The organism is Pseudomonas sp. RIT357 (assembly GCF_000632245.1).
GTDB lineage: Bacteria > Pseudomonadota > Gammaproteobacteria > Pseudomonadales > Pseudomonadaceae > Aquipseudomonas > Aquipseudomonas sivasensis.
In genome coordinates, this window is sequence record NZ_JFYX01000034.1 from 85,605 (window position 1) to 99,026 (window position 13,422).

13 protein-coding genes and 2 pseudogenes are annotated in these 13,422 nt (G+C 55.2%); 6 read left to right on the forward strand and 9 right to left on the reverse strand.

Annotated features, from left to right (window positions below; all coding sequences use genetic code 11):
* Positions 1-15 precede the first annotated feature (15 nt).
* Entirely contained in the window at positions 16-387 is a 372-nt protein-coding gene (locus tag BW43_RS09405; protein ID WP_032888657.1) for a hypothetical protein, read from the reverse strand.
* A gap of 281 nt (positions 388-668) precedes the next feature.
* Between BW43_RS09405 and BW43_RS09400 the strand changes: the two genes are divergently transcribed.
* Together BW43_RS09400 and umuC are read left to right on the forward strand one after the other, a co-directional pair.
* Positions 669-1,094 (forward strand): LexA family transcriptional regulator, encoded by a 426-nt coding sequence (locus tag BW43_RS09400; protein WP_032888659.1) that lies wholly within the window; start codon positions 669-671, stop codon positions 1,092-1,094.
* Positions 1,087-2,364 carry a translesion error-prone DNA polymerase V subunit UmuC gene (gene umuC / locus BW43_RS09395; protein ID WP_032888662.1) on the forward strand — a complete coding sequence of 426 codons (1,278 nt, stop codon included), beginning with the start codon at positions 1,087-1,089 and terminating at the stop codon, positions 2,362-2,364. Before BW43_RS09400 ends, umuC begins: the two co-directional genes overlap by 8 nt.
* Before the next feature lie 289 nt (positions 2,365-2,653).
* Here the strand turns inward: umuC and BW43_RS09390 are convergent, their stop codons facing one another.
* The 4 genes and pseudogenes from BW43_RS09390 to BW43_RS09380 form a co-directional block, all read right to left on the reverse strand.
* Positions 2,654-3,691, reverse strand: coding sequence for a GGDEF domain-containing protein (locus tag BW43_RS09390; protein ID WP_032888665.1), 1,038 nt, complete (start codon positions 3,689-3,691; stop codon positions 2,654-2,656).
* A gap of 179 nt (positions 3,692-3,870) precedes the next feature.
* Positions 3,871-4,377 carry a methyl-accepting chemotaxis protein gene (locus BW43_RS29620; RefSeq protein WP_370467935.1) on the reverse strand — a complete coding sequence of 169 codons (507 nt, stop codon included), beginning with the start codon at positions 4,375-4,377 and terminating at the stop codon, positions 3,871-3,873.
* A gap of 45 nt (positions 4,378-4,422) precedes the next feature.
* Positions 4,423-5,154: pseudogene (locus BW43_RS29625) on the reverse strand (PAS domain-containing protein); the annotation flags it as partial.
* Between the two features lie 76 nt (positions 5,155-5,230).
* Positions 5,231-6,124, reverse strand: a complete 894-nt coding sequence (locus tag BW43_RS09380) for a hypothetical protein (protein WP_032888667.1) — start codon at positions 6,122-6,124, stop codon at positions 5,231-5,233.
* A 311-nt stretch (positions 6,125-6,435) separates the two neighbouring features.
* On the opposite strand from BW43_RS09380, the pseudogene BW43_RS29325 reads away from it, so the two are divergent.
* Positions 6,436-6,528: pseudogene (locus BW43_RS29325) on the forward strand (VOC family protein); the annotation flags it as partial.
* 515 nt (positions 6,529-7,043) lie between these two features.
* Here the strand turns inward: BW43_RS29325 and BW43_RS09375 are convergent.
* Positions 7,044-7,934 carry a hypothetical protein gene (locus tag BW43_RS09375; protein WP_256226603.1) on the reverse strand — a complete coding sequence of 297 codons (891 nt, stop codon included), beginning with the start codon at positions 7,932-7,934 and terminating at the stop codon, positions 7,044-7,046.
* A gap of 68 nt (positions 7,935-8,002) precedes the next feature.
* The gene (locus tag BW43_RS09370; RefSeq protein WP_032888670.1) at positions 8,003-8,845 is read right to left on the reverse strand and encodes a DUF6216 family protein; all 843 of its coding nucleotides are present in this window, start codon (positions 8,843-8,845) and stop codon (positions 8,003-8,005) included.
* A 211-nt stretch (positions 8,846-9,056) separates the two neighbouring features.
* Between BW43_RS09370 and BW43_RS09365 the strand changes: the two genes are divergently transcribed.
* Positions 9,057-9,959, forward strand: coding sequence for a LysR family transcriptional regulator (locus BW43_RS09365; RefSeq protein WP_032889268.1), 903 nt, complete (start codon positions 9,057-9,059; stop codon positions 9,957-9,959).
* Here the strand turns inward: BW43_RS09365 and BW43_RS09360 are convergent.
* Together BW43_RS09360 and BW43_RS09355 are read right to left on the reverse strand one after the other, a co-directional pair.
* Positions 9,951-10,709, reverse strand: a complete 759-nt coding sequence (locus tag BW43_RS09360) for a substrate-binding domain-containing protein (protein WP_032889270.1) — start codon at positions 10,707-10,709, stop codon at positions 9,951-9,953. The genes BW43_RS09365 and BW43_RS09360 overlap by 9 nt on opposite strands.
* Complete coding sequence (locus BW43_RS09355) at positions 10,709-12,013, reverse strand: MFS transporter (RefSeq protein WP_032888673.1); 1,305 nt, start codon at positions 12,011-12,013, stop codon at positions 10,709-10,711. The genes BW43_RS09360 and BW43_RS09355 overlap by 1 nt, the downstream gene beginning before the upstream one ends.
* A 197-nt stretch (positions 12,014-12,210) precedes the next feature.
* On the opposite strand from BW43_RS09355, the gene BW43_RS29010 reads away from it, so the two are divergent.
* Positions 12,211-12,357, forward strand: a complete 147-nt coding sequence (locus BW43_RS29010; protein ID WP_163034878.1) for a hypothetical protein — start codon at positions 12,211-12,213, stop codon at positions 12,355-12,357.
* A 106-nt stretch (positions 12,358-12,463) separates the two neighbouring features.
* Positions 12,464-13,387 carry a LysR substrate-binding domain-containing protein gene (locus tag BW43_RS09350; RefSeq protein WP_032888674.1) on the forward strand — a complete coding sequence of 308 codons (924 nt, stop codon included), beginning with the start codon at positions 12,464-12,466 and terminating at the stop codon, positions 13,385-13,387.
* Positions 13,388-13,422: the final 35 nt, after the last annotated feature.

Below are 13,422 nucleotides of genomic sequence, written 5' to 3' on the forward strand. Positions count from 1 at the left end.
GGAGCTGTCTGTTAATTAGGATAGCCACTGTATCCACTGAGTTACTTGTGGGTTAGTTGCTAGGCTAACAATGTTGTTGATGAACGTGGAACCATCCAAACCGAATGATTTTATTTTTGAGGTCAGCTCGTCCTTTTCCGCCGCAGCGTGACGCTCCTCTTCCGGTAGCGATAGTAAGATTTTCAAAAGCACCGCCAACTCTTTAGCATCTGTACGGCATTGACCGGCTAGTTCATCAATAGGACTGTGTTGACGGTAAACCACTCCGCCACCAGCATTCCCAGAAATGAAGGCGCCGGTCGCCTCAACGGTTCCATCACCTACTATTAGAATTCCTGCGCCGCCGTTGCCAAAAATGGTAGCTCCTTCCAAATTGACGTAGCCCATGTTTTATCTCCTGGTGATTTTAAAGACATGCTACGAATCAGGTGATGGCTTTTGCTCCGATACGTAGAGGTTTTGCCTGTTTTTTGACAGGTTTATCCGACTCTAATCCAGCAGCACCATTCGCTACTACTACAATTTTAGAGCTCAACGGGGTAATGCGGCTTCGGGGAGCTAATGCCTGCGAATCTTTCCGTCTGTCGAAATCACCCACAGAAAATTTGACCGAAAGCGTGCTACAAAGTTAACTGTACGTTCGTACAGTATTTGTGAAAGGCGCCTCTATGAGTTTTACCATTCTAGGTCCCCTCGCCGAGGGCGGCGCGAAGCTGCCCATGTGCTCGTTCCAGGTTCCGGCCGGCTTTCCTTCGCCGGCAGCGGATCACATTGAGCAGCACATCTCACTGGATGAGGTTCTGAATATCCGTGCGCCTAACGTGTACCTGGTAGCAATCACCGGCGAAAGTATGCAAGGAGTCGGGATCTTCGATGGTGACCTTGCTGTTGTGGATCGTGCCATCGAGCCGATCCATGGGCATGTAGTGGTGGCCCTCCTGAACAATGAGCCAGTCTGCAAGCGCCTATGTAAGCGAGGCCGGGAGGTGGTCCTGCTGTCCGAAAACCCCAAATTCCCAGCACGCTACATTCTGGAAGGCGACGAGCTATCAATCTGGGGCGTGATCACCAGCACAGTTCGCAGTCATGTCTAAGCAAGAGCCTACCTTTGCACTGATTGACTGCAACAGCTTCTATGCCAGTTGTGAACGGGTGTTCCGCCCAGACTTGGCGAAGGTGCCCATAGTGGTGCTGAGCAACAATGACGGTTGTGTCATCGCCCGTAGCTACGACGCCAAGCCTTTCATCAAGATGGGAGAGCCGTATTTCCAGATCAAGCACAAGCTCAAACAGCACGGTATTGTCCCTTTCTCCTCCAACTATGCGCTATACGGCGACATGAGTGAGCGTGTGATGAGCCTGATCGAGGCCATGGTGCCGACGGTCGAGGTGTACAGCATTGATGAAGCATTCGCCGATTTGACCGGTATCGGTGGGCTGGATGCCTTAGGCCGACAGATTCGCGCCCAGGTGCTCCGTTGCACCGGTATCCCTGTCGGCGTAGGCATCGCTCACACAAAGACCTTGGCAAAGCTGGCAAACCACACAGCGAAGCGCCTGCAGTCCCAAACCGGTGGGGTGGTTAACATCACCGATCCGGTTAAGCGTGACTGGGTGCTGCGCAATACGGACGTGGGGGAGGTGTGGGGCGTTGGCCGCAAGATGAAACGCCACCTCGATGCAATGGGCATTAAGTCCGCCATGGACCTAGCCAAGGCCGACCCGTGGACGCTCCGTAAGAAGTTCAGCATTGTGATCGAGAAGACCGCCCGTGAGCTGGCCGGAACGTCTTGTCTTGAACTGGACGAGCCCGATCCGCCCAAGCAGGAGATCTGCTGCAGCCGGATGTTCGGCAAACGGCTGACTGATCTACCGCCGATTAAAGAGGCATTGGCAACCTACATGATGCGGGCCTCAGAAAAACTCCGGGCCCAGGGATCGTTATGCAAGAAGGTGCGTGTATGCATTCGCACAGGCATGTTCAATCCAGAGGAGGCGAAGTATGCCAACGGGGTGGTGGTAGATATGCCCTATCCCACCGATGACGTGCGACTGCTGACAAAGGCGGCTGTTGATGCTGTCGACCGTATTTACCGGCCAGGCTTTAAATACAGTAAGGCCGAAGTGATGCTGCTCAACCTGTGTCAGCCCGGTGAGTACACCGATGATCTCTTCGCGACTTCGCAGCCTGCCGAGTCCACCCGAGTGATGACCGTGCTGGACGAGATCAACGGTCGATGGGGGAGGGGAACGCTTCGGTCAGCCAGCGTGCCCAGCAACCCGGCTTGGTCTATGCGCAGGGAGATGATGAGCCGGAGCTACACGACCAAGCTAGATCAGCTTTGGTCAATCACATGCAAATAACTGCAGCTTTCGGCTTGCTTGCTTGTGCCTAGCTAGATGTCGCCATGATGGAGCGGACCGCTTTCGACTCTAAGCTGCCCTTCGCGAAAGGCAGCAATCGGCCATAAGCAGACGCTCAGCGATGTGGGCTGAACGATGTCTCCGCCCCCATCAGGAGCTTGAGAAAGCTTTCAGCCTCTGAACGGTTCTGGAACATTAAAGTGAAGGTGCCCAGCGTAAGCAAGCAACAAAGGGGAGATTCGATTTCTTCGAAAACGATTTTCACAGACGTCCTCCAGTCAAATCTTAACTAAGTAGTTACAGGAAGTAGCGGTTTGACCTGCCTTCCATCCTGAAACACCCGATCCTTACCATCATGCTTGGCTTTATACATATTGCTGTCGGCGCATTTGAGCACTGCTGACATGTCCGATGTCGCTCGGAACTGCGCGACGCCCGCGCTGCAAGTGAATTGATGCGGAGGCAATACACTGCAACGGATGTTGGCCAGCAGGCGCAACGCGTATTCATTAGCAACAGCATCATCTTCGCCCAACAACAAGACACCGAATTCCTCACCACCAATCCGCCCGACACTGTGGCTGCCAGGGGTGGATTTCAGGCACGCGGCCATTGCACACAAAATCTTGTCACCTACATCGTGACCGTACTGATCGTTTTTTAATTTAAACCCGTCAATGTCCAACATTATAAAGTAGCCGCTGTGACCTTCTGCCAATGCATTTTGGAAGATCCCCATAAACGCCCGTCGGTTAAGTAAGGAGGTGAGAAAATCTGTCTCTGCCAATGTCCTGAATTCACTTTCGACCAACAACACTGACCGCATGTTTCTTAGATAGGTAAAGCTGAGAGTAAAACCGATGGACACGGAAGCAACGCAAAAAATGACCAGATAAACTTCCAGTTCCCGGTAAAACCCAACGTCCAAAGTGGGCCACATCAGTATCCAGACCAGCAGTGTAGACAGAAGATAGTCCTGAACCGTGACGAATAAGATAGCACTGCTTACCACGATGATCACAGCTAGGGGCAGCGTAAAGACGCGCAGCTGCACATTGGTGTCAATCACATGCGAAAAGCCGAGTGACAAAACCAATATATAGACGCCGCCGAGCATTCTCCATATGCGGAAATCAGCAACTACGCGATGAACGTACCAAATAACCAACAACGATGCTGTAACCAAAAGGTTTGGCAGCTTTAACGTTGTCGCAGGCTCAACCAGCAACACACAAAGCCAGGAAACAATTCCCGCCATTTCAATCTTGGTTACCGCTGGTGACAGCAGCGTTCGCATTCTTGGTCTGATTTTGAAAATCGCCGGCATCCCTAAACTCCTTTTCCGAAACGACCTGAATGTGATGTCAACGCCTGGGCATACCTGATCAATGAATTAAGTGTGTTTCAGCATCCAAACGCCTGTTATCAATCAGAAAAACTGCACGCAAAAACTTCCATATTGCTTTCACCATAGGAGGAGGCGTTACCGCGACGCAGATAGAGCGTTCAATGCAGATCGCTGGTGACTCTACCAATGGCTTTCACTACTTGCTTTGCGCCTGACTGTATAGCCGCCATCGCCATACCTGCCTGTTCGGACAACTCCAATAAAACGTCGGCTTGGTCTCTGCTGCACTGGACATGCAACGCGGCTTCGCCGGCCAATTCTCGATTTTGCCTGACCACGCCGTTAATCTCCTGCGTGGCCACACTGGTACGGCCGGCGAGCTTGCGCACTTCATCCGCCACGACAGCGAATCCCCGCCCATGCACTCCAGCGCGTGCAGCTTCGATCGCGGCGTTAAGCGCCAAGAGATTTGTCTGGGTGGCAATGGCGCCGATCGTGTCGACGATTGAACCGATCAACTGCGACTGCGATTCCAGCGCGGTCATGCTATCGGTCACCAAGGCCATCTGTTGGGCAATATTCTGTGTGCCGAGCACGGAGTCGGCGACCAGTTCCATACCTCGGTTAGCTTTCACATCGGCATCTAGCGACACGTCGTAAGCCATGGTCGCTGCTTGTTTGATTCCGTCGGCTTTTTCAACTTGCTCGGTCACTACGCTGGCGAATTTGGCAATTTTATAAACCCGGCCGGAAGCGTCTCTGATGGGATTGTAAGTAGCCTCCAGCCAAACCACTTTTCCGCTTTTATCTACCCGGCGAAAGCGACCAGCGTTAAACACGCCCTTGTTCAGACGCTTCCAGAACTCGGTGTAATGCGCCGACGCCACGTCCTCCGCCAGGCAGAACAGGCGGTGATGCTTGCCCTGTATCTCCGCAAGACTGTAACCCATGGCCTGGACGAACGATTCGTTGGCGTAAACGACCTCACCCGCGAGACTGAACTGGATGATCGCCATCGAGCGGTTCAGTGCGCTGAACATTTCGATGGCCTCCTGTTCGTCCCGCTCCAGCGGTGGTGCAACCATGCCGTAGCCTTGAAACGTCCTGTTCGCTGCAGCGATCCAGGCTATATTAAGTGTCACAGCACGGCCGTCGGAGGCACGATAGCGTTGCCGCTCGATGGCGCACAGGTTGGGTGCAAAATCATTCTGCAGTTCCGCGTTGATGTTACTCATTGCCATATTTGAAAGCTGTTCCAGCGAGTATCCCAGCGTTTGCGCAAACCGCTGGTTGGCCGAGATAATCTGGCCATCTCCATTGACACGTACTGAAAGAAAAACCGCTTCGATGTCGGCGACTGTCCCGAGCGCCAGGCACAATTCCTCTTGGCAGGTAAAAAGAGCATTCTTCAACTGGCGATTAAACACGCTGAACTCCGGCATAAACAATTACAACAAAAAGGACAGTGATTAAATCGCTCCCCAAAAGGACGATCGAATAACAAGCGAACTCATCGCGCTAACGCCCACAAACACTGCAAATACCACCAGGCTCGTTTTCTACTTCGCTCTCATCAACTCCCAACTCCATGCTGACACGTGCAATTGCAAAGTAGATTGACATGGCCCGCCGTATCAATTCGAGAAAGGCCGGACTTAACTCCACCAAACGTTTGTCGCATTTGAAATAGCCCAGTAATTGGCCTTCTTTGATCATGCGCTGCATATGCGTTTTGGACACGCCCAGACGCGATGAAAGCTCAACGTAAGAGGATACGTTGTAGCCGGTCTCTAACGAGCCGGTGCGCAGGGCATCAGCATAGAGTGCGAGCATCGGCAGATGACCGCCGTCCCGGTTGAGAATCCATTTCGCTTCAGGCAACAGCTTGTCGAGCAGGAAGTCACCTTCAAGTATCTTGGCAAACCCTCGAAAATATACGCGCGATAGATCAGCATTCTGCCCCAAACCCGATAACCAGCTGTCGTATGGAGAGAGCATTTGCGAAGGCATCAAATACGATTTGATTAGTTGCACGGTATTGCTTAGCGCTTTTTCCGTAGGTCGGAAACTGCGTTGACGTCCATCCTGGCCATGTAGCCGAACATCCAGATATCCGGCGATGGACAAGAATGAGCAATAAGAGTCCAGGCTGTTTCGAGACATATAGCCACGTTCTTGGCAAAATGCCTTTACTTTGGATAAAGGAGCTTTCTCGTCTTTGTAGCTGAAGCTCAATAAAGACAGGGCCACCATGAACCGGTCATATTTCCACAAATTTTTATAAAATGAAGGCTTTTCTCGATAGCTTTCCATGACCAAATCGAAATGCAGTAGAACAGCTTCATCTATATTGCCCCTGGTCATTTCGGAACTGGTCTCTTTCAAATACTCAAGCAGATCAGTCTTGTTCATCGAAGTTACACAACCCTTAATCGGTAATATCAAACAGCTACCAGTCGCAATACGCAGAGTATATGCGTATTCGAACCGCTGGCAGGTTCACCCCAAAAATGTTTTATGACCTGACGCGCTTCGATCACCGCTTATCCGAGTGTGTCTGATCGATGCCCAGCTGCCTAAAGATGCGCGGCGTGCATAAATCCCTTCGACCAATAGCAGCCATCAACGCGTCACTATAATTCCCGCCCGCCCTTGCATCATGATGCTCGCCACGATCCCCTCGTGGCACCGAACTATAGTTGCAGGATCTAACCCATCTTGGAGTGGGCCAGCGTGAATTCATCGCCCAGGATCCCGACGGTTATCTCATCAGGTTGGTAGAGCGGTTGGGTGAGAAGCCGATTTGCTCAATCTGAATTTGAATCTGAGTCAAGCCGATAGTCAGATTTGGGGTTAAGCGGACGTAGTTCAACGTCCGTTAATGGCCGATAGCTACCTGTTGGTGGTACGCGACTGCCGCTAACGAGCCGTTGCGTTCAACCGTCAGCGTGGTTTAGGGCAAAAATAGGGCATTTTCGGGGCCGCTTCTGGCCGCTTGGCGCAGGATGCAAGCGGGGAGGACGTAGTATTTTCTGGCCTTTTGCGGCCTACAGGCGCTGGGGTAGGGGTTCGAATCCCTATCTCTCCGCCATTACATAGGAAAAGCCCCGTAGCTGAATAAGCTACGGGGCTTTTTCGTTTTTGGTGCTATAAAAGTCCTACATACCCTTCCGCACAGCTTTGTTCATACCTCCTTCCAAGATTGAAGCCTGGGTGTTTGCCGGTCTTCGTCGACACGCCATCGTTTTTTGGGAGATGGGTATATTGATTTACCGAGAGACGCTCACCGAGGCGCTCGCACTGAATGGCATCACCTGCGTAAGCAGCGCGCTCACTCCTGCGCGACGGCGGGTTGGGGCGGGGTCAGCTCCAATACGCGATCACGTCCGCCCTCGGCCAGCAGATAAGTCCCGCGCGCAGTCGGCACGATCGATTGTGGCGCTTTCAAGAATGACAAAATCGTCTGCTGGCGGCCTTGCTTGTCGATCAGCAACAGCCGCGCGCGGTGGGTGGCGTCTTCATTGATCCATAACCCGCGCTCATCGCACATCAAAAACGTCGGTTGGTTCAGCTTGGCCAGTACCACCGGATCACTGCCGTCTGCGGCTAGCTCACGCACCGTGCCTTCTTTCTTCTTCGTGTAGAGCATGCGGCCATCGGTGCAGCGGATGATGGATTCACCCTCATCGAGGTCTTTGCGCACGACGTTCAAGGTCCGGTCGCTCCAGCGATAACGCAGGAGACGGCCCTCGTCGCGACGGTCCTCCATCGCATAGAGGTAGTCCCCGTCGTCCCACAGACCTTGCACGTTTTCGCCCCTGAATAACTCTGTGACGGTACCGTCCTTGAGGAAGCTGACGGGAGAGTCGAGTGCTTCCTGGCTGAATACCCAGCCGCCACGGGTGGAGAGCATACCGTCGGGTTTGGACAGCTTGCCCACCACCACTTCGCGTGTTCCGTCCAGGTGAATGCGCACGATACTGCCCTTGGCGTCGTCGAGCTCCTGGCTGACCATCAACGCGCCGTCCGGTAACGGCATCAGCGAGGCAGCTTTGGGCACATCGCGGTGCAGCACCTGAACAGTCCAGCCGCTCGCCGTACTCACGGGGTAGAAGTTTTGCCAAGTGAAGAAGCCCAGCGCGGCGAGGCAGGGCAGGCCTACCAGGCATACAGCTCCTTTCAGCGCTCGGTGTAGCGTTTTTCTGCCGGATGCCTTGCTCATTGAACTCTCAGTCGAAAACGGTCGGATTGCAGACTACGCACCTAAGTGCTTTTTTCAAGGCAGCTTTTTCAAGACTGGTTGGCCTGCCATTGTCTGTAGAGTCGTCGGGCGACTTCCATTCGCGCGATCAGGATCACCAGGTAAATCATCCAGGCCATCGACACGAGTACCAGCGAGAACAGTAGCCCGCGCTGTTCGCTCAAACCCTCTCGTACGTATTTGTTGTAGTTCTTGTCGAGGAAGAATGAGCAAATGATGTCGAGTTTCTCTTCCGGTAATCCCGGGAGAAGAAAAGCCTGTAGCGACTCGGACGACCGGCAGTGTTCTACCATCAGGACGTTGTCGGACCAGATGCCGAACTTCACGTTATCTTCAGATAAATAGAACGATGGAGCATCTGGGGCGTTTTTCAGGGACACCATCAGGTACTTCGATTCAATCAGAGGAACCGCAATGGCTACACCTGCCAAAAGCACGAAAGCGAGTACAAAAAAACAGTTGATGCGCCATTGTGCGAACCGCTGGGTGATGAAATTCAGCGCTGTGAAGTCGCCCCACTCTATGTAGCGCTTCACGCGGCCGAAGTCTCGCGGGGCGAATTCATTGCTGTACATCCAATCCTCGGCCAAGTCTGCCTCCCGCAGCGTTTTGGCAGGGATGTTGAATTCGTAGCGGTAATATTCAAGCTCGCGCAAATCCTTGCGCATGCGTTCAAAACGTTCTGTTTCGAAGCGCGTTTTGCCCCCAAAAAACCGCCATATCCAATCCCGCAAAAACAGCAGCGATCCGGAACGTCGGTAGATAAATATCAACAGCCCCGCGATAGCGAGAAAGGTAAAGGCACCGCTGAAGAAGGCGAAATGCTCGACGTACCAAGTCAGTGGTGTGCTTTTTACGATCGGTTCGGCCATGGCTGGGTCCATTAGTCATAAAGTCGAACGCGGGATTCTAGGGAACCAGAGCGAGCGTGTCTTTACGTCAGAAAAAACAGGAAGCAACTGACGGGGCTCTCAGAATCCGGCTAAGCCACAACTGCAGTTTTTCTGGCGGTCCTCATGCATGGCTTCCCACCGACAGTCGTACGATAATGCCGTCCATCCCGCTATTGACTGGCCGTTCTCCGTGATCATCAACTTCGACCTCAACGACCTCCAAGCCTTCCGCGCTGTGGTAGACAAGGGCAGTTTTCGCGGCGCCGCGGAGGCCATCCGTATCTCGCAACCGGCGCTCAGTCGGCGCATCGAAAAACTTGAATCCGCGCTTGATGTAAAGCTGTTCGAGCGCACCACCCGACGGGTCAGCCTGACCATGGTGGGCCGTGCATTCCTGCCGCAAGTCGAGCGCATGCTCGACGACCTCGACATCGCGCTGATGGGCATCAGTAACGTCGCGTCCACGCGCATGGGCGATGTCATCATCGCCTGCGTGCCTTCGACTGCGTACTACTTCATGCCTCACGTGATCTCCGAATTCCACAAGCTGTATCCAAAGATTCGCCTGCGGGTGCTGGATGCCAGTGCCGGTGAGGTGTGCAATGCGGTGGAAAATGGCGAGGCGGATTTTGGCGTGAGTTTCAGCGGCAGCCTGCCCGATGAAGTGGAGTTCGAACTGCTGCTGCAGGAGCGATACGTACTCGCTTGTCGCCGTGATCACCCGTTGGCCGAACGTGACAGCGTGACCTGGGCCGAAGCCTTTGAGCATGACTACATCACGGTGGACAAAACTTCGGGCAACCGCTTCCTGCTTGACCAGGCCTTGCGCGGCGTACGTGTGAAAAAACCGAGTGTCTGCGAGACGCACCACGTGACCACCATGATCGCGTTGGTGGAGGCGGGGTTGGGGGTAGCGATGGTGCCTTCGATTGCGATGCCGGCGTGCGCGCACCCGGTTCTGGTAAGCGTGCCGTTGGTGGAGCCGCAGGTGATGCGCAATGTGGGCTTGATCAAGCGCCGCGGGCGGACATTGCCGCCCGCGGCGCTGGAGTTGGAACGGTTGGTGCGGGAGATGCCGTTTCGGTCAGTGTGACACCGAGTCCAGGCCGGTGGATTGCACCAGCGGTTGCGCCTCGGGCGAGGCCAGGTACTTCAGCAACGCCTTGGCTTGGGTCGGGTGTTCGGCGTTCACCGGAATACCTGCTGCAAAACGCGTAACGGACTGCACGTCTTCGGGGATTTTGCCCACATAGATCACGCCCGGTACGGGCAACAATTCGGCGACCTGCTGCAGACCCACTTCGTAGTCACCTTTGGCAACCTGCTCAGCCACCGGAATACGTTCGATCATCGTGCCCTTGGCCGGCATGCCGAGCTTCTTGAACAGCTCTTTCTCGACATACACACCGCTGGCACTGTCCGAGTACGCCACTGACTTGGCCTTGCTCAGCACTGCCTTCAGTTCTGCATCGGTGCCGATGGCGGGTTTCGCCGCGCCTTCCTTCACCACCAAACCGATCCGCGAGTCCGCCAGTTCCACGCGAGACGCCGGGTCGACCTTGCCTTGTTTGATCAAGTCATCCAGGGCGTAGCCGACCATGATCACCACATCGGCGTGTTCGCCCCTGGCCAGGCGGTTGGGAATCGCTTCCGGCGCCTTGCCCATGGACGGGCCGAGAATGGTATCGAGGGTGTCACCGCTTTGCTGGGCATACTGCGGGCCAAGCAACTTATAAGCGGCGGTGAAGCCACCGGAGGTCATTACCTTGAGCTCCTCGGCCTGGGCCGACAGCGCCAGCGCGCCGAGGGCCAAGGCCGCCAGTGTGTTGAGCAGAGGTCGCATCATACCGCCCCCTGCAGCATCTGCCCGCGAGTGTTGGCGCGGCGGTACAACGCCAGGGTCGAACACAGTGCGCACAGTGCGGCGAACATCATCCAGTAGGCCGGTGAGGCCTTGTCCCCGGTGATGTGGATGAACCAGGTGGAGATCGCCGGGGTGAAGCCACCGAAGATCGCGGTTGCCAGGCTATAGGCCAGGGAAAAGCCCGCCACGCGCACTTCCACCGGCATGATTTCGGTCAGTGCCGGGATCATCGCGCCGTTGTACATGCCATAGAGGAAGGAGAACCACAGCAGGGTTTCCAGCATATGGCCGAAGCTCGGTGCATTCACCACGTAAGACAGTGCTGGATACGCTGTAAGAACCGCCAGCGCTGTCATGGCGATCAGTACCGGCTTGCGGCCGAAGCGATCGCTGAGGGTGCCGCCGATGGGGAGCCATACAAAGTTCGACACGGCCACCAGCAAGGTCACCAGCAGGGCGTCCGAGGTGCTCAGTTGCAGCACGGTCTTGCCGAAGGTCGGCGCGTACACGGTGATCAGGTAGAACGCGGTAGTGGTCATGGCCACCATCAGCATGCCGCCGATCACAACGGTCCAGTTTTTCACCAGGGTTGCCAGCACTTCGCGCATGGTCGGGCGATGCTTGCGGTTGGCGAACTCTTCGGTTTCCTCCAGGTTGCGACGCAGCACAAAGATAAACGGAATGATCACGCAACCGACAGCGAACGGAATGCGCCAGCCCCAGTCGGCAACCACCGACGGTTCCATCCACACGTTCAGGCCATAACCCAGCGCAGCGGCGACCACGATGGAGATCTGTTGGCTGCCCGACTGCCAGCTGGTGTAGAAGCCTTTACGGCCTGGGGTGGCCATCTCAGACAAGTACACCGACACCCCGCCCAGTTCCGCACCGGCCGAGAAGCCTTGCAGCAAGCGACCAAGCAACACCAGCAGCGGTGCCCACAGGCCAATGGTCTGATAACCCGGCACCAGCACGATCAGCAACGTACCGCTGGCCATGATCGAGAGGGTCACGATCAGCCCTTTGCGGCGACCGACGTCGTCGATGTAGGCACCGAGAATGATTGCGCCAAGTGGGCGCATCAGGAAGCCTGCGCCAAACACGGCGAAGGTCATCATTAATGACGCAAACTCATTAGCGGCCGGGAAGAACGCAGCCGCGATGTAGGTGGCGTAGAAACCAAACAGAAAGAAGTCGAACTGTTCGAGGAAATTACCCGAAGTAACACGGAATACCGCGCCAACTTTCGAGCGGGCAGAGTCGGGGCGGGAAGGGCTAGTCATGGTTTTGTGTCTCCAGCGTTCTTTTCAAAGTGCTTATTTCGCTTAAGACTATGGATAGTGGCTGACACATTTAGAAATGATAAGTGAAAATTTTGGGTTTATTGATGTTCAGGGATTATCAATCCCTGTGGCCGTCAAAATCTCTTTCCCTGTCCTATGCTTGAACAGGTGACCGATGCTTAAGGAAAGAGGTGGCTATGGGTAACGAACAAAAGCGGCGCGATGAACCAGAGCGTGAGCAACCCCAGCGGCAGCGCGAAGAGGAAAAGCCGCAGACCTGGAAGCATCCGGACGACGGTACGGAGCTTTCCGAGCGCGATCAGGAGTTTCCGCTCAAGCCCTGAGCAACCTGTCCGCCTGTGATGCTGGCTTATCGGCAATTAAGCGCATAGACGGCGTGCGCCGCGCTTTCTAAACTGCGACCTGTCTTGGTGAAACGGGCAGGCGCCGATGAATCGCAATGAATTACGCAAGGCCGACATCAATCTGATGGTGGTCTTCGAAGCACTGATGCTTGAGCGCAATGTGACGCGGGTGGCCGAGAAACTTTTCCTCGGCCAGCCGACCATCAGTTCGGCCCTGAACCGTTTGCGTACCTTGTTCAACGACCCATTGTTTATTCGTGTTGGCCATCGCATGGAGCCCACCGCGCGCGCTGAGGAAATCATTCAGCATCTGTCCCCGGCCCTCGATTCCTTGTCGTCGGCCTTGAGCCTGACCCACGATTTTGACCCGTCCATCAGCACCATGACGTTTCGCATCGGTCTGTCCGACGATGTCGAGTTCGGCCTGTTGCCGCCGTTGCTGCGCGCGCTGCGCCAGGAAGCGCCCCAAGTGGTGTTCGTGGTGCAGCATGTGGATTATTGGCGCATCCCTGACCTGCTGGCGTCCGGCGATATCACCGTTGGCATCACCCAGACCCGTGGTCTGCCGGCGAATGCCAAGCGCAAGTTGCTGCGCCATATCCGTCCGCGACTCCTGCGCGCGGATGCCTCGGACACACCGCTGACCCTGGACGAATATTGCTCGCGGCCCCATGTGCTGGTGTCTCACACCGCCAACGTGTCGGGTTTTGCCGATGAGTGGCTGGCCGAGATTGGCCGTAAGCGCCACGTGGTTTTATCGGTACCGCAATACAGCGCGTTGCCGGCGTTGCTGGCCGGCACCGACCTCATCGCCAGCCTGCCGGACTACACCGCCGAAGCCATGGCGGTGTCGGGCAATCTGTTTTGTGAGCCGTTTCCGTTCGAGACACCGACGTTGGACTTGTCCATGGTTTGGCTCAGCCATGTGGACACCGACCCCGCCGAGCGTTGGGTGCGCTCGCGACTGGAGGCGTTCATGAGCGATAGAGGGTTGGGCGGCAAGGCGTGACGCTATATATTCAAGAATCTTCCTACAACAAGCCT